Raw genomic sequence first — 18,755 nt, 5'->3', positions numbered from 1 at the left:
ATTTCCTATCTTTATCCGCTACTTACGGATTAATTATGTTTGTCCGCATTAAATAACAGCCTTGACAGAAGCGCAAATGGCTCCCCAGCAAAAAAACCGCTTATAATGTGAACGGTTTTCCTTTTCAGCACTGTCTGCGGCTTACACCTCATTTCCCACCCTGGATTCAATAAACCCCGATGCGTTTTCTGAAGTTTTTCCTATGGTCGTGCTTGGCTGTTTTCTGTGGACTTTTGCTCAGTCTCAGTGGCGCGTTTCTTTACCTCAGCCCCAACCTGCCATCGGTCGACTCGCTACGCAGCATACAGCTCCAGATTCCGCTTCGCGTTTATAGCGATGACGACAAGCTGATAGCCGAGTATGGCGAAATGCGCCGTTCCCCCATCGGCTTTGACGAAATACCCAAGGATTTCATCGCCGCATTGCTGGCGGCCGAGGACGACAACTTCGCGAATCATTATGGCGTCGATGTTTCCAGTCTGATGCGCGCTGCCACGCAATTATTGAAAACCGGCCATATTCAGACCGGCGGCAGCACCATCACTATGCAGGTGGCAAAGAATTACTTCCTGACCAGCGAGCGGAGCTTTTCGCGGAAGATCAACGAGATCCTTTTAGCCCTTCAGATCGAAAGGGAAATGCGCAAGGATGAAATCCTCGAGCTGTACGTCAACAAAATTTATCTGGGCAACAGAGCTTACGGCATCGAGGCGGCATCACAGGTCTACTACGGCAAATCCATCGGCGAGCTGAGCCTCGCGCAAATGGCCATGATCGCAGGCTTACCGAAAGCGCCGTCTGCATTCAACCCACTGGCCAACCCCGAGCGTGCCAAGGAGCGACGTGACTGGATTCTTGGACGAATGTACCGGCTCGGAAAAATAGACGAGACCCGCTATCAGCAAGCACTGACAGAGGTTGTCGATGCGTCCTATCACGGCTCATCGCCGGAACTTGACGCACCTTATATAGCGGAAATGGCACGTGCCGAGCTGGTCGGTCGTTTCGGCAGCGCGGCTTACACCGATGGATTCCGCGTTTACACCACCGCCACCAGTGAGCGTCAGCTCGCTGCCAACCAGGCGCTTGTCCAGGGATTGATCGAGTACGACCAGCGTCACGGCTATCGCGGCCCGGAAGCTCGGCTGCCCGGCACCGACCGGGAGAGCTGGCTGAAGGAATTGAGCAACTACCGCAGCCAGGCCGGGGTGCTCGCTGCTGCCGTAAGTGCCGTCTCCAAAGACTCGATCAAGGTCCTCCTTCGTGACGGCAGCGAGCGCAACATCAGCTGGGAAAGCATGAAATGGGCCCGTCCGTTTATTAATACCAACAGCCTGGGCCCCCAACCCAGGACACCATCGGAAGTCGTCAAGCTAGGAGATGTCATCCGCGTTCAGATCCGGGATGACGAAGTGCTGTTCAGCCAGATACCTCAGGCTCAAGGCGCACTGGTATCCCTTGATCCGCTTGACGGCTCCATCGAAGCGTTGACCGGTGGTTTTTCCTTTGGGCAAAGTAACTACAACCGCGCTATCCAGGCCAAGCGTCAGCCCGGCTCAAGCTTCAAGCCTTTTATCTATAGCGCCGCATTGGATGCCGGATTCACCCCTGCGACTCTGGTCAACGACTCCCCTATCGTCTTCGTCGAGGAAGGCCTGGATCGCGTTTGGCGCCCCAAGAATGACAACAACACCTTCCTCGGCCCGATCCGGCTACGCGAGGCCCTTTACAAGTCACGCAACCTTGTCTCGATTCGCCTGCTGCAGACCCTTGGCCTTCCGTACACCATCGACTATATCAAGCGCTTTGGATTCAAGACCGAAGATCTGCCTGCCAACCTGTCGCTGGCGCTTGGCACGGCGACCCTGACGCCAATGGAAATCGCTACCGGCTGGACGGCATTTTCGAATGGGGGCTACAAGATTGAGCCCTATCTGATCGAGCGCATCGAGGACCGAGACGGAAAGATCATTTTCGAGGCAAATCCGGTGCGCGTACCGGAGCACAGCGCCGCCAAAGCAGCGAAGGGCGAAGCGGCTATCACCTACGCACAGCACGAGGCACCGTTGACAAGTGATTCGCAGCAGCTGACCAGCCAGCAGCCCGCCTATGCCGAGCAAATCATCGACGAGCGCACCGCCTACATCATGACCAGCATGCTGCAGGACGTCATCAAACGCGGTACGGGCAGAAGGGCATTGGCGATGGGCCGTGGTGATCTTGCAGGCAAGACCGGTACGACAAACGAGTCCAAGGACAGCTGGTTCTCTGGCTACAACGCCGACATCGTGACAACTGTCTGGACTGGCTTCGATCAGCCTCAGAGCCTAGGCCGCCGAGAATATGGAGGAACGGTGGCGCTGCCTATCTGGATGAAATACATGAGCGCAGTGCTGGAAGGCGCTCCCGAGCATGCACCCGCCGAACCCGAAGGCATTCTGACGCTACGAATCGATCCCAAAAGCGGCCGCGCGGCGGCCCCCGGCACACCCGATGCCTATTTTGAAATCTTTCGAAGCGAAGACTCACCGCCAGACATGAATGACGAGACGACTCCAGGGTCCATGTTGCCCGATAGCCCGCTACCGGCTTCCGAAGCAGCACCAATCGACCTGTTTTAAGCTATGAGTGATTCTGCGATCGCCATCTGGCTGCGGTCGCAGAGGATCTTGAGACTAGGGAAAGTCCCCTTCTTGCACGGCCCAGCTACCCCGTCAGCATCCAAACAAAAACCCAGCCGAAGCTGGGTTTTGTTTGAGATCACTAGGCCAGCCGAAGCAGGACCAATGAGCCTTAATCAGCCATTGAATACATCATCGACCGATTTGAGCGGGTAGTTCGACGGATACGGTAGTGTCGCGACCCCGCTTTCGATCGCCGCTTTAGCCACCGCATCCGAGACGAGTGTAATCAAGCGAGGATCCATTGGTTTCGGAATGATGTACTCACGCCCAAACTGAAGCTGGTCAACGCCATAAGCGGCTGCCACCTCAGCAGGAACCGGCAGCTTGGCCAGCTCACGCAGAGCCTCTGCCGCCGCGATTTTCATTTCTTCATTGATGCGCGACGCACGAACATCCAGCGCCCCGCGGAAAATGAAGGGGAAACCCAGCACATTATTGACTTGGTTCGGATAATCCGAGCGGCCAGTGGCCATGATTACATCGGAGCGGGTCGCGTGAGCGAGCTCTGGACTGATCTCCGGATCGGGGTTCGAGCACGCGAACACTACCGGGTTTGCCGCCATCAGCTTGAGGCCTTCGGCGCTCAGCAGATTGGGGCCGGACAGGCCTACAAAGACATCAGCGCCATCGAGCGCGTCATCCAGGGTGCGCTTGTCTGTCTCGTGAGCAAACACTGCCTTGTACTGATTCAGATCGTCGCGGCCAGCGTGGACGACACCCTTGCGGTCGATCATGAAAATATTCTCGACCTTCGCCCCCATGCTGACCAGCAATTTCATGCAGGAGGTCGCCGCAGCACCAGCGCCGAGACAGACGATTTTAGCCTGCTCCAGCGTCTTGCCAGCGATTTCCAGCGCATTGATCATGCCCGCCGCCGTGACGATAGCGGTGCCATGCTGGTCGTCGTGGAATACCGGAATATCGCATTGCTCGATCAGCGCCCGCTCGATCTCGAAGCACTCAGGTGCCTTGATGTCTTCCAGGTTGATTCCACCGAAAGTGATGGAAATACGCTTGACCGTATCGATGAAGGCCTGAGGACTTTCCGCATCGACTTCGATGTCGAACACGTCAACGCCGGCAAATCGCTTGAACAGAACTCCCTTGCCTTCCATGACCGGCTTGGATGCCAGCGGCCCCAGATTGCCCAGGCCAAGAATCGCGGTGCCATCGGAGATCACCGCGACCAGATTGCCTTTACCGGTGTATCGGTAAGCCAGCTCCGGATCACGAGCGATTTCTCGAACCGGCTCCGCTACGCCAGGGCTGTACGCCAGCGATAAATCACGAGCGGTGGAGGTGGGCTTGGTCAGCTCGACACTCAGCTTTCCCGGACGAGGCTGGGAATGGTAGTCGAGAGCGGCAGTTTTCAGGTCAGTCATGAGGCATTCCGCTTATTTTTACTGGGGGACAGACAGGAGGCCGAGCATACGCCAAGAGCGAGCGCCGTCACAAGCCAAGGGAAAGCTGACTGTCAAGTGCTGGCTCTACGACTTTCAGTTGACAGACGAGATTAATTTCCTCAGCCCTGACGGACGAGAGGCAAGTCACGGCAGCGGAACAAGCATCGACGGATGGCTTATTTTCAACATCCAGCGAGCCTGACGCGACACGTCCACTCGACCTTTGCGATCGATTACCCAACCTCTCGCCTCGACCTGCTTTCCCGGCAGCTCTGCCAGCGAATCGGCGAATGCCGCAACGACCTCATGCGGAACCTGCAGCACCAGCGAGCCATCCAGCTCTAACCAGACACCACCCCGATTGGTCACCAGCCGATCGACACGCGCCCTGACCAGCGCAAAACCGCCTCGGCGCACGCGTTCAGTCGAGATGATCGGTGACTCATGCCAGACACCCTTGCCGGCGAGCCGTGCCTGCTGCTCCACCGCCCGATGGCAATCGACCAACAAGGTGTTTGGCGCGATAGCGACAAAAAATCCCAGCCCATCGGCAAGCAGGACAGCTTCCAGATTCTCGCCATGTTCATCGAAAGCATGAGCCAAGATCCGGCCATAATGGTCCTTGGATGCCTCCCCGAGGCGCAAACTTATGCGTCCGCCGCTGGCCTTCACCACCGCCTGCAACCGCCGCTTGGCCGCCTCCGCGAAAGGCTCGGCACTGCGCCCCTTACGGCCTACCTCAGGCGCGTTCAGGCCAATGAGCCGCACGCGGCGCCCGTCGGTCAGGCGCAGAGTGTCGCCATCAATGACCGTCGCCACCTTCACCAACGATAGCGGTCCGCTGGCGGGACAAAGCGCCTGCGCCTGCAGGCTGGAAACGACGAAAACAAAAAAGGCGCCCACCAGGGACGCCTTTTTCAGATGCTCGGAAAACCTCATGGATTCCCGCTGCGGCGATAGCTTACTTAGCGCCGAACACACCGAAACGCTGCTTGAAGCGGTCGATACGGCCGCCGGTATCCAGCACTTTCTGCTTGCCGGTGTAGAACGGATGGCACTCGGAGCAAACGTCGATGCTCAGGTTCTTAGCCAGTGTGGAGCGCGTCTTGATGACATTGCCGCAGCTGCAAGTGGCTTCGATTTCAACGTAATTAGGATGGATATCGGCTTTCATGGAAAAATCCTCTAGGACTTGTGCCGCCACCCGACCCTATGTCGAGTACCGCACGGAAGGGCGCGAATGATACCAGAGAGCGGTAGTGATGCAAGGGCAGCTGATCGGCTGGCGAAAGGCCCGCTCGCACGACAACCTGATCGTAGATGAGCCGGATCCTTGAGCGCATCCAGGCCTGCAGCCGCGCTGGATCGTTTAACATCGGCATTCGCCGCCAAGGACTTCCGTGTGCTCCAGCCCATACTTCGCCTCGCGCTGCCCTCGCCACTGCGCAGGCTCTTCGATTATCTGCCGCCCGCCGGCATCCCACATGCGTCGCTGCAGCCAGGCATGCGGTTGCGGGTACCCTTCGGTCGGCGCGAGATCGTCGGAATTCTGGCGGAAGTCGTCAACCACAGCGAGGTTCCCGAGGCGAAGCTCAAACCAGCGCTGGAGCTGCTGGATGCGCGCCCTTCCCTACCGTCGTCGCTGTTCAAGCTTTGCCTGTGGACCGCTCAGTACTACCAGCACAGTTTAGGCGACACGCTCAGTTGGGCGCTGCCGGTCCTACTGCGTCAGGGCGAGCCCGCCGAGGCCAGGCAGGAACGTTACTGGCATGTTGCCAATGGAGCGCGTCCGGAGGATCCGCGCCTCTCTCGGGCGCCACGTCAGCGCAATGCGCTTAAGACCATCGGCCAACATCCACACGGGGTGGCGCACTCGTTATTGACCCAACTGCAATTGAGCAAGGACAGCCTCGATCTGTTGCTGCAGAAGGGATTGCTGCGCGTCGAGACCCGGCGCAGCCATCAGGCTCGACGACACCAAGGTAGCTGGCTGCTGCAACCGGAACTTCCGTTGAATCAAGAACAACGCGCCGCGTTCGAAGCCATTCGTACCGGCCTGGGCGGTTTCCAGACATTCCTCCTGGCCGGCGTTACCGGCAGCGGCAAGACCGAAGTCTACCTACAGCTGATCCACCAAGTACTCGAATCCGGTAAGCAGGCGCTGGTGTTGATTCCAGAAATCAACCTCGGCCCGCAAACCCTGGCGCGCTTCGAAAAGCGCTTCAATGCCCGTATCGCCCTGCTGCACTCCAATGTCAACGATCGCGAACGCCTGGACGCCTGGCTGGCAGCCCGCGATGGCGAGGCGGACATCATCATCGGCACCCGGTCGGCGCTGTTCACCCCGATGAAAAACCCAGGGCTTATCATTCTCGACGAGGAGCACGACGCCTCTTATAAACAGCAGGAAGGCCTGCGCTATCACGCCCGCGACCTGGCGGTGGTCAGGGCACGTCAGGAGAGCCTGCCGATCTTGCTGGGATCGGCGACGCCGTCGCTGGAAAGTCTGCACAATGCGCACATTGGCCGCTACGCGCTGTTGAAGCTGACCCAGCGTGCTGGTGGTGCCCAGGCGCCCCGGTTCCTGCGCCTGGATGTGAAAAGCCGTCCGCTGGATTCGGGGATCTCCGGCCCACTGCAGCAAGCCATGGCACAGACGCTGGCAGCCGGGCAGCAGGTGTTGGTCTTTCTGAACCGCCGCGGCTTCGCCCCTTCGCTGCTCTGCCATGATTGCGGCTGGCTCAGCCAGTGCCCGCGTTGCGACGCCCGGATGACCCTCCATCAGCGCCACAACGAGCTGCGCTGCCACCATTGCGGTCATGCCGAGCGCCCGCCGCGCAGTTGTCCGGAGTGCAGCAAGCTCGACCTGCGCCCGGTAGGCGCCGGTACCGAGCGCGCGGAAGAGCGGCTGGGCATCATCTTCCCGGAATATCCGGTGCTGCGCATCGACCGCGACAGCACCTCACGCAAGGGTTCGATGGAGCAATTGCTGACCGTCATCAACCGTGGCGAACCTTGCGTGCTGGTGGGCACCCAGATGCTCGCCAAGGGCCATCACTTCCCTCGAGTTACTTTGGTCGCGATCCTTGATGCGGACGGCGGCCTGTTCTCGGCAGACTTTCGTGCCAGCGAACGAATGGCCCAATTGATCGTACAGGTGGCGGGGCGCGCAGGCCGAGCCGAAGAGCCCGGCAAGGTCATCATCCAGACTCACCTGGCCGACCATCCGTTGTTGGTCCAATTGACCGAACAAGGCTACTTCGCTTTCGCCGACCAGGCGTTGAGCGAGCGCCGCGCCGCCGGCTTGCCGCCGTTCAGTCATCTCGCGCTGCTACGTGCCGAAGCGGCAAAACCCGGCCACGCCGAAGAATTTCTCGACCAGGCCTGCCACCAGGCCGAACAGCTAATAACGCAGCTCGGCTTAGGTGGCGTCGAATTACTGGGCCCGGTGCCCGCTCCGATGGAGCGTCGTGCGGGGCGCTTTCGTGCGCAGCTGCTGCTTCAGGCCAACGCCCGTGCACCCTTGCACAGGCTGATGAGCGCGTGGCTGCCCCTGGTGGAAGCGCTGCCGGGCAGTCGCACGGTACGTTGGTCACTGGATGTAGATCCGATCGATCTGTTCTAACGGAGCAAACCAACCCGTAACCAGCAACTAAGCGCCTTAAGCCTTGAAGGTTCGCCCCCCGGACACCGATAATGCCCAGTTTCGACCAAAGCCTTTGGGCCGACCGAGCAAACAATGAAAGACAGCATTCGCCACCTGATCCAGCAAGCCCTGACTCGCCTCACCGCTGACGGCGTGCTGCCCGACGGATTGAGTCCGACCATCCAGGTGGAGAACACTCGTGACAAGACACACGGTGATTTCGCCAGCAACATCGCGATGATGCTGGCCAAGCCTGCCGGGATGAAACCTCGCGATCTCGCTCAAAAGCTCATCGAAGCACTGCCGGCGGACCCTGGCGTCAGCAGGGTAGAAATCGCGGGTCCAGGCTTTCTCAATTTCTTCCAAAACAGCGCCGCACTGGCCCAGCGCCTCGACGCCGCGCTCGACGATTCGCATCTGGGCGTCAGCAAGGCAAGCCCACCCCAGCGGGTCGTGGTCGACCTTTCCTCGCCGAACCTGGCCAAGGAAATGCACGTGGGTCACCTGCGCTCCACCATCATCGGCGACGCCGTGGCGCGGGTGCTGGAATACCTCGGCGATGAGGTGATCCGGCAGAATCATGTCGGCGACTGGGGCACCCAGTTCGGCATGCTGCTGGCCTACCTGGAGGAAAATCCCGCCGCAGCCGAAAGCGAGCTGTCCGACCTCGAGCAGTTCTATCGCGCGGCCAAACAGCGCTTCGACGACTCTGCCGAGTTCGCCGATCGGGCCCGTGAGTTAGTGGTGAAGCTGCAAGCAGGTGATGCCGACTGCCTGCGCCTGTGGACCCGCTTCAACGAGATATCTTTGTCGCACTGCCAGAAGGTCTACGACCGCCTCAACGTCAAGCTGACGCCGGACGACGTCAAAGGCGAGAGTGCCTACAACGCCGAACTGGGCGACATTGTCGAGTCGCTCAAGGCCAATGGCCTGCTGAGCGAAAGCAACGGCGCCCAGTGCGTCTTTCTCGACGAGTTCAAGAATGCCGAAGGCAACCCCTTGCCGGTAATCGTCCAGAAAGCCGGTGGCGGCTACCTATACGCGACCACCGACCTGGCCTCCATGCGCTACCGCAGTCAGCAGCTCAAAGCCGACCGTGCGCTGTATTTCGTCGACCAGCGTCAAGCACTGCATTTCCAAATGGCTTTCGAGGTTGCACGCCGCGCCGGCTTCGTCCACGACGACATGCAACTCGAGCACATGGGCTTCGGCACCATGAACGGTGCCGACGGCCGCCCCTTCAAGACCCGCGACGGTGGCACCGTGAAGCTCGTCGACCTGCTCAACGAAGCCGAGCAGCGCGCCTACAGCTTGGTACAGGACAAGAATCCGGAGCTGGATGAAGCAGAATTACGTCAGATCGCTCACGCCGTCGGGATCGGCGCCGTGAAATATGCGGATCTGTCGAAGCACCGCACCAGCGATTACAGCTTCAATTTCGAGCAAATGCTCAGCTTCGAAGGCAACACCGCCCCCTACCTGCTTTACGCCTATACCCGTGTGGCCAGCGTATTCCGCAAATTGGGCACTGGCATGAGCGGACTTGGCGGCCAGATACAACTGGACGCCGAACAGGAACAGGCATTAGGCGCGAAACTCGCTCAGTTCACCGAGGTGCTGAACGGCGTCGGTGAAAAGGGCGTTCCGCATCTGCTGTGCAGCTACCTGTACGACCTGGCCGGGCTGTTCTCCAGTTTCTACGAGCACTGCCCCATACTCGCCGCAGAGAGCGAGGCCCTGAAAGAAAGCCGCCTGCGCCTCGCCGCGCTGACCGGCAAGACGCTCAAGCAGGGCTTGGAACTGCTTGGCCTCGAAACGCTGGAGCGAATGTAAGTGGCAGCCAGGAAGAAACCCGCGCCGAAACGCGGAGCGAGCCGCTACCAAGCGCCCGCCAAGAAGCCTGTTCCCGGCTGGATTTGGCTGGTCTGTGGGCTGGTCATTGGTGGGTTCATCATGTTTCTGATGAACCTCGAGCCCGGCGGAGATGAGATCAAGCGCGCCAAAGACACGCCCAAACCTAAAGAGCCGCCAAAGCGCTCCACGCAGGCAAGCGGCCAGCCGGTGAAGCCGAAATACGACTTCTATACGTTACTGCCTGAGTCGGAAGTGATCCTGCCGCCAGAAGAGCCGAAGCCGGAGCAGCCAAAACCGGTCACACCCGAAGAGGCCGCCAAGATCGACGCCGCCCGCGCGGAAGCTGCACTGAGCGGTCAAGTGCCGCCACCGCCTCCCATGGTCGCCAAGGCGCCGGTTACCCAGTTCTTTCTGCAAGCCGGATCGTTTCGCAAGAAACCCGACGCGGAGAAAGTCAGGGCGCAGATCATTCTGCTGGGTCAGGATGTGCGGGTCGAGAATGTCACCGTGCGCGACGAAGACTGGTACCGTGTGCTGGTCGGCCCCTTCGCCAATCGGGAGCTGCTTGGCCAAGCGCAGAAAACCCTGGCGGCAAGCGGTTACAACAACCTGTTGCTACAGCAACGGCAGGTACGTTAAGCCGGGGCGGCACTCGAAAAACACTGCGCGCCGGTAACGGCGCTGCGGGCGGCTTTCGGTCAATCGTCAAGCCTGCCGAGGACCCTACGGAGAAGGCCCTCAAAGTCTACCGGCTCCACTAACCAAGCAGCCCGCTAGGGCTCCCTTGGCGCATACGCGAACACGTCGGCACGCATCTGCGCTGCATCCATTCCCGCTTCAACCAGCGCGTCCAGCGTGCCGTAGATCATTGCCGGAGAGCCGCTGGCATAGACGTGAACCGGCTTCAGATCGGTGAAATCTTCGCAGACGGCTTCATGCAGCATGCCGCAACGCCCCTGCCAGCCGCAGACGTCGCTGACGACCTGATGGAGCGAAAGATTCGGCATGCGCCGCCACTCCTCCCAATGTGGAAGCTGATAAAAATCTTCCGGCCGACGCACTCCCCAATACAGATGCACCGGATGCGCGAACCCTTCGCCCCGGCAATATTCGATCAAACTGTGCATCTGCGCCATGCCGGTTCCCGCCGCGATCAGCACCAGCGGACCGTCCGGTAGCTCGGCCAGATGCGTGTCACCGAACGGCATCTGGATCTTGGCCATGCCCTTGCGCCTGATGAAATCGAGCAGTCCAATCGACGACGGCTCGCGCGCCAGCACGTGCAACTCCAGTTCACGCCCGCGTGCGGGCGCGGACGCCAGCGAAAAAGCGCTGAATTCGCCATCTTCTCGCTCCAGCAGTAGGTACTGGCCGGCGTGATAGCGTAGCGGCTTGCCCGCAGGTGCGCGAAGCAGTAGCCGAAACACGTCGCCGCCCACCGCTTCGCAACTGATTAATTGGCAGCTGAGCGTGCGTACCGGCAATTCACCTGGAGCAAGCACGCCGTCCCACAGCAGAACGCAATCTTCTTCCGGTTCGGCCAGGCACGTAAAGATTTCGCCATGATCGTGGCTTTCTCCACGCTGGCGCACCCGGCCGCTCACCAACAATGCCGCGCAGATCAGGCAATTACCGTTGCGACAGGCCTGCGGGCAGTCGTAGCCCAGGCGCCGGGCAGCGTCGAGTATTCGCTCGCCACGTTGGACGTCGAGTACCGCGCCGGAAGGTTGCAGCGTAACTTTCATCTATTCAAAAACCTGAAATAACGACTACCAGTCATCAATCGATGCCCAGCTCGGTCCAGAGTTCGTCGACCCGGCGCTTGACTGCCTCGTCCTGAACGATGGCACGGCCCCATTCACGACTAGTCTCGCCCGGCCATTTGTGCGTGGCATCGAGCCCCATCTTGCTGCCTAGGCCAGATACCGGGGAGGCGAAATCGAGGTAGTCGATAGGGGTGTTTTCGATCAGCACGGTATCGCGCTTAGGGTCCATGCGCGTGGTGATCGCCCAGATGACATCGTTCCAGTCGCGCGCATTGATGTCGTCATCGGTGACGATCACGAATTTGGTGTACATGAACTGCCGCAGGAAACTCCAGACACCCAGCATCACGCGCTTGGCATGACCAGGGTACTGCTTTTTCATAGTCACCACCGCCATGCGATAGGAACAGCCTTCGGGTGGCAGATAGAAGTCGGTGATCTCAGGGAACTGCTTCTGCAGAATCGGCACGAAGACTTCGTTGAGCGCTACGCCGAGTATGGCCGGCTCGTCGGGCGGTCGCCCGGTGTAAGTGCTGTGATAAATCGCATCGCGACGCTTGGTGATGCGCTCGACGGTGAACACCGGGAAGCGATCAACCTCGTTGTAGTAGCCGGTATGGTCGCCATAGGGCCCTTCGTCGGCCATCTCGCCGGGCTGGATATAGCCCTCGAGCACGATCTCGGCGCCGGCCGGCACTTGCAGATCACTGCCTCGGCATTTGATCAGCTCGGTGCGGCTGCCGCGCAACAGGCCGGCAAAGGCATACTCGGACAGCGAATCGGGCACCGGCGTGACCGCGCCGAGAATGGTCGCAGGATCGGCGCCCAACGCTACCGCGACGGGATACGGGCGGTCGGGGTACTTGTCGCACCATTCACGAAAATCCAGCGCGCCGCCGCGATGGCTGAGCCAGCGCATGATCACCTTGTTGCGGCCGATTACCTGTTGCCGGTAGATCCCCAGGTTCTGCCGTTCCTTGTTCGGCCCCTTGGTGATGGTCAGGCCCCAGGTGATCAGCGGCCCAGCATCGCCAGGCCAGCAGGTCTGCACTGGCAACTTGGACAGGTCGACATCGTCGCCCTCCAGCACCACTTCCTGGCAAGGCGCGTCCTTGAGCACCTTGGGCGCCATGCTGATGACTTTCTTGTAAATCGGCAGCTTGCTCCAGGCATCCTTGAGCCCCTTCGGCGGCTCCGGTTCCTTGAGAAAGGCCAGCAGCTTGCCGATCTCGCGCAACTCCGACACCTCCTCGGCGCCCATTCCCAATGCGACTCGCTTGGGCGTGCCAAAAAGATTGCCGAGAACCGGCATGTCGAAGCCGGTCGGGTTCTCGAACAGCAACGCGGGACCCTGCTTGCGCAGCGTGCGATCGCAAATCTCGGTCATTTCCAGAATAGGAGAGACGGCTGTCGAAACGCGCTTGAGTTCACCGCGCTGTTCCAGGCCGCTGATAAAGTCGCGCAAATCGCGGTACTGCATGCTTGAGCCTCGCATGGCCAGCAGGTTTCGGGGCGCAGAGTTTAGCCTTCGCGCCGACGATTCCGAAACCTGCAGACAGACAAAGGCCGGGTTTCCCCGGCCTCGGCGGTAACGACCGGACGCTTACTTGCGCTTCATGGACATGAAGAATTCATCGTTGGTCTTGGTGTCCTTGAGCTTGTCGAGCAGGAACTCGATGGCAGCGCTTTCGTCCATCGGGTGCAGCAGCTTGCGCAGGATCCAGATGCGCTGAAGCTCTTCCTCACTGGTCAGCAACTCTTCGCGACGGGTGCCGGAACGGTTGATGTTGATTGCCGGGAACACACGCTTCTCGGCGATGCGGCGATCCAGCTGCAACTCGAGGTTACCGGTGCCCTTGAATTCCTCGTAGATCACCTCGTCCATCTTCGAGCCGGTTTCAACCAGCGCGGTCGCGAGGATGGTCAGGCTGCCGCCTTCCTCGATGTTGCGCGCCGCACCGAAGAAACGCTTGGGCTTCTCCAGGGCATGGGCATCGACACCACCGGTCAGCACTTTGCCGGAGCTCGGGATCACGGTGTTGTAGGCGCGCGCCAGACGAGTGATGGAATCCAGCAGGATGACCACGTCCTTCTTGTGCTCGACCAGGCGCTTGGCCTTCTCGATCACCATTTCGGCGACCTGCACGTGGCGGGTCGGCGGCTCGTCGAAGGTGGAGGCAACCACTTCACCGCGCACGGTACGCTGCATCTCGGTCACTTCTTCCGGGCGCTCGTCGATCAGCAGGACGATCAGATGGCACTCGGGGTTATTGCGGGTGATATTGCTGGCGATGTTCTGCAGCATGATGGTCTTGCCCGCTTTCGGCGGCGCGACGATGAGGCCGCGCTGACCCTTGCCGATCGGCGCGCAGAGGTCGATCACCCGTCCAGTCAGGTCTTCGGTGGAGCCGTTACCGGCTTCCATCGTCAACCGCTTGTTGGCGAAAAGAGGCGTCAGGTTCTCGAACAAAATCTTGTTCTTGGCGTTTTCCGGCCGATCAAAGTTGATCGTGTCGACCTTGAGCAGCGCGAAGTAGCGCTCGCCCTCTTTCGGTGGCCGGATCTTGCCGACAATGGTGTCGCCGGTACGCAGGTTGAAGCGGCGAATCTGGCTCGGCGAGACATAAATGTCGTCTGGTCCGGCGAGATAGGAAGAATCCGCGGAGCGCAGGAAGCCGAAGCCATCCTGGAGAATCTCCAGCACGCCATCACCGGAGATTTCCTCACCGCTTTTGGCGTGCTTTTTCAGCAGCGAGAAAATCACGTCCTGCTTGCGCGAACGGGCCATGTTGTCGATGCCCATCTCTTCGGCCATTTCCAGCAGTTCGGTGATGGGCTTTTGCTTAAGTTCGGTCAGATTCATAGAAAGAGTCAGAAGGGATGAAGAAAGCGATTAGCTTGAGAAGCCGCGCAGCAAGAGACGAACGGAGTTCGTTGTGCTTTATGAGGCGGAAGTGCGTCGGCGACGGCATGCAGAGGGCGACGGAAGAAGCGTCGCGAATCCGAATTTAGCACTGCTCAGACGAAGCGTCCACTCTGCAGTTAAAAAAAGCCCCCGCATTAGCGAGGGCTTTTTAAAACGGAGCGTTGACTCAGATATTGCTGTCGAGAAATGCAGCCAGCTGCGACTTCGATAGAGCGCCTACCTTGGTGGCTTCGACATTACCGTTCTTGAACAGCATCAGAGTAGGAATGCCGCGAACGCCATACTTCGGCGGAGTTTCCTGGTTCTCGTCAATGTTCAGTTTGCAGACTTTGAGCTTACCCTCATATTCCTTGGCAATCTCGTCGAGCACAGGAGCGATCATCTTGCACGGGCCACACCACTCAGCCCAGTAATCGACCAGCACAGGACCATCTGCCTGGAGCACGTCCTGCTCGAAACTGCTGTCGCTGACATTATTGATGTATTCGCTCATGGATTTTCTCCAGGGTCAAAACAGAAAGTGATGCCATCATAGCCCGGCTTGGTGCGGACCGAAAGCCGCAGCCTGTCACTTGGACAATCGCCGAATGGCAACGGGTCGCAAGCTGTGGGACCGATAACCGGACGCTTCGTATGGACGTTGTGCGTTGGCGAATGTCGATGATCATGTCAGGATGTCGGGGTTTTGCACAGAGACTGCCCCATGCGCCCACCAGCCGCCGAACCTTCTCCGATGATCGCCGCCCTCGATCTCGGATCGAACAGCTTTCACATGGTGCTGGCCCGCACTAGCAACGGCGAAATGCGCATCATCGAGCGGCTCGGTGAGAAGGTCCAGCTGGCCGCAGGCATCGATGAAAACCGGATGCTCGACGATGACGCCATGCAGCGTGGTCTCGACTGTTTGCGCCGTTTCGCGCAGTTGGTCAATCACCTGCCTCAGGGAACGGTACGTGTGGTGGGCACCAATGCCCTGCGGGAAGCCCGCAATCGTGCGCAATTCATCCGTCAGGCCGAGGCGATCCTCGATCATCAGGTGGAAGTGATTTCCGGCCGCGAGGAGGCACGCCTGATCTATCTTGGCGTATCGCACACCTTCCCGTCGGCCGCCGGCAAGCGGTTGGTGGTCGACATCGGCGGCGGCAGCACCGAGTACATTGTCGGCCAGGGATTTGACTCGCTGCTACGCGAAAGCCTGCAGATGGGCTGCGTGAGTTTCACTCAGCGCTTCTTCCGTGATGGCAAGATTACCGCCGCGCGCTACGCCCAGGCCTATACGGCAGCACGGCTGGAGCTGATGAGTATCGAGCACGGTTTGCGCCGGCTCGGCTGGCAGGATGCGGTGGGTGCGTCCGGCACCATCCGCGCTATCGGTCTCGCAATCAAGGGCGCCGGGCTGAGCAGTGGCCAAGTCACCAGCGAAGGGCTTGGCTGGCTCAAGCGCAAACTCTTCAAGCTGGGCGAGGTGGACAAGCTCGACATGGACGGCATCAAGCCGGATCGTCGAGCCATCTTTCCGGCAGGCCTGGCCATCCTCGAAGCGATCTTCGATGCGCTGGAGCTCACCAGCATGGCTCATTCCGAAGGCGCACTGCGTGAAGGCGTGCTCTACGACCTCATCGGCCGTCATCACCATGAAGATATCCGCGATCGTACCCTTAGTTTTCTCATGGAGCGTTATCACGTCGATATCGAGCAGGCGGCGCGGGTCGAAAGCAAGGCGCTGGAAGCGCTCGACCAAGTGTCGTCCGACTGGGGCCTGGACGAGGACTGGCACCGTGAGTTGCTGCGCTGGGCTGCGCGGATTCACGAAGTGGGTCTGGATATCGCGCACTATCACTACCACAAGCACGGCGCCTACCTGATCGAGCACTCCGATCTTCCAGGCTTTTCTCGTCAGGACCAGCAAATGCTCGCCCTACTCGTGCGCGGCCATCGCCGCAACATACCGAGCCAGAAGTTCGAAGAGCTGAGCGAAGACGGCGTGAAGCTTACCCGGCTCTGCGTGCTGCTGCGCTTCGCTATCCTGTTCCATCACATCCGCGGGCCGCAGCAGGCGCCAGCGTTCACGCTCAAAGCCGGCGACAACAGTCTCGACGTGGCTTTCCCTGAAGGCTGGCTGGAAAACAATCCGCTGACCCAGGCCGACTTCGCCTTGGAGGCTGAGTGGCTGAATCGGATCGACTTCACCCTAACGGTGCGCTGAGTGCGCCTTGCAGGCCGAACCGCACGCAGCCGGCAAGCGCACCGTGACTGGTCAGCGTGCGGTAGGGCTGCCTAGGCGCTCCAACAGCGCGTTCTGAACGTTACGCGGGTTCTGGTTGCCACTCGGGCTGTTGCGCAGGTAACCGCCATCGGACTGCAGCACCCAGCTCTGCGTATTATCGGTGAGGAAGCCTTCCAACTCCTTTTTCACCCGCGTGATCAGCTTCTTGCCCTCTACTGGAAAGCACGTTTCTACCCGACGGTCCAGATTACGCTCCATCCAGTCGGCGCTGGACAGATAGAGCTTTTCGTCGCCACCGTTGAGAAAGTAGAAGACTCGGCTGTGCTCGAGGAAGCGACCTATGATCGAACGCACTTGAATGTTGTGCGAAACACCAACCACGCCCGGACGTAAGCAGCACATTCCTCGCACGATCAGGTCGATCCGCACGCCGGTCTGACTGGCCTTGTACAAGGCACGAATCATCTTCGCGTCGGTCAGCGAGTTGATCTTGAGGATGATATGCGCCGGCTTGCCTTCGCTGGCCTGCTGGGTTTCCTGGGCGATCATATCGAGCAGCGCTTTCTTCAGGGTGAACGGCGCATGCAGCAGTTTCTTCATGCGCATGGTCTTGCCCATGCCGATTAACTGACTGAACAGTTTGGACACGTCTTCACAGAGCGCATCATCCGAGGTCAGCAGACTGTAATCGGTGTACAGCCGGGCATTGCCGGCGTGGTAGTTGCCGGTCCCGAGATGCGCATAGCGCCGCAATTCGCCATTTTCGCGGCGCAGGATCAGCATCATCTTGGCGTGGGTCTTGTAGCCGACCACGCCGTAGATCACCACAGCACCGGCCTGCTGGAGTCGGCTCGCCAGCTGCAGGTTGGACTCCTCGTCGAAGCGCGCCCGCAGCTCGATCACCGCCGTGACTTCTTTGCCGTTACGCGCCGCTTCAACCAGCGCGTCGACGATTTCCGAGTTGGCGCCGGAGCGATACAGCGTCTGTTTGACCGCCAGCACACAAGGATCCTTGGCGGCCTCGCGCAGAAGGTCGACCACAGGCGTGAACGACTCGTAAGGATGCAGCAGCAGAATGTCCTGCTTGCCGACAACGCTGAAAATATTCTCACTGTTTTGCAGCAGCTTGGGGATCGCCGGCGTGAACGGCGTGTATTGCAATTCCGGGTGGCTATCCAGCCCGGTGATGCCGAACAGTCGGGTCAGGTTGACCGGACCGTTGACCCGATAGAGTTCGCTTTCGCTCAGGCTGAACTGCTTGAGCAGGAAATCGGCCAGGTGCGACGGGCAGGTGTCCACCACCTCCAGCCGCACCGCATCGCCATATCGCCGGGAGATCAGCTCGCCCCGCAGCGCCCGTGCCAGATCCTCGACATCCTCTGTGTCGACCGATAGGTCAGCGTTTCGCGTCAGACGGAACTGATAGCAGCCCTTGACCTTCATGCCATGGAACAGGTCGTCCGCATGGGCATGGATCATAGATGACAGGAACACGTAATTGGCACCTGGACCGCCTACCTCTTCGGGGACGCGTATCACTCGTGGCAGCAGCCGCGGAGCCGGAATGATCGCCAGCCCCGAGTCGCGTCCAAAGGCATCGATGCCCTCCAGCTCGACGATGAAGTTCAGGCTCTTGTTCACCAGCAACGGGAACGGATGAGTCGGATCCAGGCCGATCGGGGTGATAATCGGCGCGATTTCGTCACGGAAATAGCGACGCACCCAAGTCTTGATCTTCGTCGTCCAGTGCCGTCGACGGATAAAGCGCACTTGGTGCTTGGCCAGTTCCGGCAGCAACACCTCATTGAGTATCGAATACTGTCGATTGACCTGCTCATGGACCAGATCAGAGATCCGCGCCAGGGCTTGGTGCGGCTGCAGGCCATCGGCCCCTGCCTGTTCGCGAGCGAAGGTGACCTGCTTCTTCAACCCCGCGACCCGAATCTCGAAGAACTCGTCGAGGTTGCTGGAGAAGATCAGCAGGAACTTCAGCCGCTCCAGAAGCGGGTAGGACTCATCCAACGCCTGCTCCAGCACGCGGATATTGAATTGCAGCTGCGACAGCTCCCGATGGATATAGAGACTGTTGTCGTCCAGGTTCGGCACCGGTTGCACCGGCGGCGGCGCTGGCACGTCTTCCACCTTCTCCGCTTCTTGCGAAAGCTCCGGCGGCAACGGCGCCTCACCGGCGGAGGCAAGCTGCAATTCGCTCTCGCTGAGTCCTTGAGTAGTCATCAATCTGCCTCGGA

13 protein-coding genes are annotated in these 18,755 nt (G+C 59.8%); 5 read left to right on the top strand and 8 right to left on the bottom strand.

The window, feature by feature from the left end:
• The first annotated feature begins 179 nt into the window (after positions 1–179).
• Entirely contained in the window at positions 180–2,621 is a 2,442-nt protein-coding gene (locus CH92_RS02425; RefSeq protein ID WP_025240211.1) for a penicillin-binding protein 1A, read from the top strand.
• A gap of 176 nt (positions 2,622–2,797) precedes the next feature.
• Here the strand turns inward: CH92_RS02425 and CH92_RS02420 are convergent, their stop codons facing one another.
• The 3 genes from CH92_RS02420 to rpmE all read right to left on the bottom strand — a co-directional run bounded on the left by CH92_RS02420 (position 2,798) and on the right by rpmE (position 5,261).
• Complete coding sequence (locus CH92_RS02420) at positions 2,798–4,066, bottom strand: malic enzyme-like NAD(P)-binding protein (protein WP_025240210.1); 1,269 nt, start codon at positions 4,064–4,066, stop codon at positions 2,798–2,800.
• Between the two features lie 165 nt (positions 4,067–4,231).
• Positions 4,232–5,026, bottom strand: a complete 795-nt coding sequence (locus tag CH92_RS02415) for a thermonuclease family protein (protein ID WP_025240209.1) — start codon at positions 5,024–5,026, stop codon at positions 4,232–4,234.
• Positions 5,027–5,048: 22 nt separating this feature from the next.
• Positions 5,049–5,261, bottom strand: coding sequence for a 50S ribosomal protein L31 (gene rpmE / locus CH92_RS02410; RefSeq protein ID WP_003283472.1), 213 nt, complete (start codon positions 5,259–5,261; stop codon positions 5,049–5,051).
• A gap of 228 nt (positions 5,262–5,489) precedes the next feature.
• On the opposite strand from rpmE, the gene CH92_RS02405 reads away from it, so the two are divergent.
• The 3 genes from CH92_RS02405 (at position 5,490) to CH92_RS02395 (ending at position 10,226) form a co-directional block, all read left to right on the top strand.
• Complete coding sequence (locus tag CH92_RS02405) at positions 5,490–7,712, top strand: primosomal protein N' (RefSeq protein WP_025240208.1); 2,223 nt, start codon at positions 5,490–5,492, stop codon at positions 7,710–7,712.
• A 114-nt stretch (positions 7,713–7,826) separates the two neighbouring features.
• Positions 7,827–9,566: an arginine--tRNA ligase gene (gene argS / locus CH92_RS02400; protein ID WP_025240207.1), complete on the top strand. Its 1,740-nt coding sequence runs from the start codon at positions 7,827–7,829 to the stop codon at positions 9,564–9,566.
• Positions 9,567–10,226: an SPOR domain-containing protein gene (locus CH92_RS02395; protein ID WP_025240206.1), complete on the top strand. Its 660-nt coding sequence runs from the start codon at positions 9,567–9,569 to the stop codon at positions 10,224–10,226. It begins immediately after the preceding gene.
• Positions 10,227–10,360: 134 nt separating this feature from the next.
• Here CH92_RS02395 and CH92_RS02390 read toward each other — a convergent pair whose 3' ends face one another.
• The 4 genes from CH92_RS02390 to trxA form a co-directional block, all read right to left on the bottom strand.
• Positions 10,361–11,332: a CDP-6-deoxy-delta-3,4-glucoseen reductase gene (locus CH92_RS02390; protein WP_025240205.1), complete on the bottom strand. Its 972-nt coding sequence runs from the start codon at positions 11,330–11,332 to the stop codon at positions 10,361–10,363.
• 34 nt (positions 11,333–11,366) lie between these two features.
• The gene (ubiD, locus tag CH92_RS02385; protein WP_025240204.1) at positions 11,367–12,833 is read right to left on the bottom strand and encodes a 4-hydroxy-3-polyprenylbenzoate decarboxylase; all 1,467 of its coding nucleotides are present in this window, start codon (positions 12,831–12,833) and stop codon (positions 11,367–11,369) included.
• Between the two features lie 123 nt (positions 12,834–12,956).
• Positions 12,957–14,216: a transcription termination factor Rho gene (gene rho / locus CH92_RS02380; RefSeq protein ID WP_025240203.1), complete on the bottom strand. Its 1,260-nt coding sequence runs from the start codon at positions 14,214–14,216 to the stop codon at positions 12,957–12,959.
• Between the two features lie 229 nt (positions 14,217–14,445).
• Entirely contained in the window at positions 14,446–14,772 is a 327-nt protein-coding gene (gene trxA, locus CH92_RS02375; RefSeq protein WP_019341284.1) for a thioredoxin TrxA, read from the bottom strand.
• A 210-nt stretch (positions 14,773–14,982) separates the two neighbouring features.
• Between trxA and ppx the strand changes: the two genes are divergently transcribed.
• Positions 14,983–16,485: an exopolyphosphatase gene (gene ppx, locus CH92_RS02370; RefSeq protein ID WP_025240202.1), complete on the top strand. Its 1,503-nt coding sequence runs from the start codon at positions 14,983–14,985 to the stop codon at positions 16,483–16,485.
• A gap of 51 nt (positions 16,486–16,536) precedes the next feature.
• On the opposite strand, the gene ppk1 is transcribed toward ppx, so the two are convergent.
• Positions 16,537–18,741 carry a polyphosphate kinase 1 gene (gene ppk1, locus CH92_RS02365; protein ID WP_025240201.1) on the bottom strand — a complete coding sequence of 735 codons (2,205 nt, stop codon included), beginning with the start codon at positions 18,739–18,741 and terminating at the stop codon, positions 16,537–16,539.
• Positions 18,742–18,755 lie beyond the last annotated feature (14 nt).

It is taken from the genome of Stutzerimonas stutzeri (genome assembly GCF_000590475.1).
Taxonomy (GTDB): Bacteria; Pseudomonadota; Gammaproteobacteria; order Pseudomonadales; family Pseudomonadaceae; genus Stutzerimonas; species Stutzerimonas stutzeri_D.
Note: the sequence above shows the minus strand (reverse complement) of the source record. Positions and strands in the feature narration are given on the sequence as shown.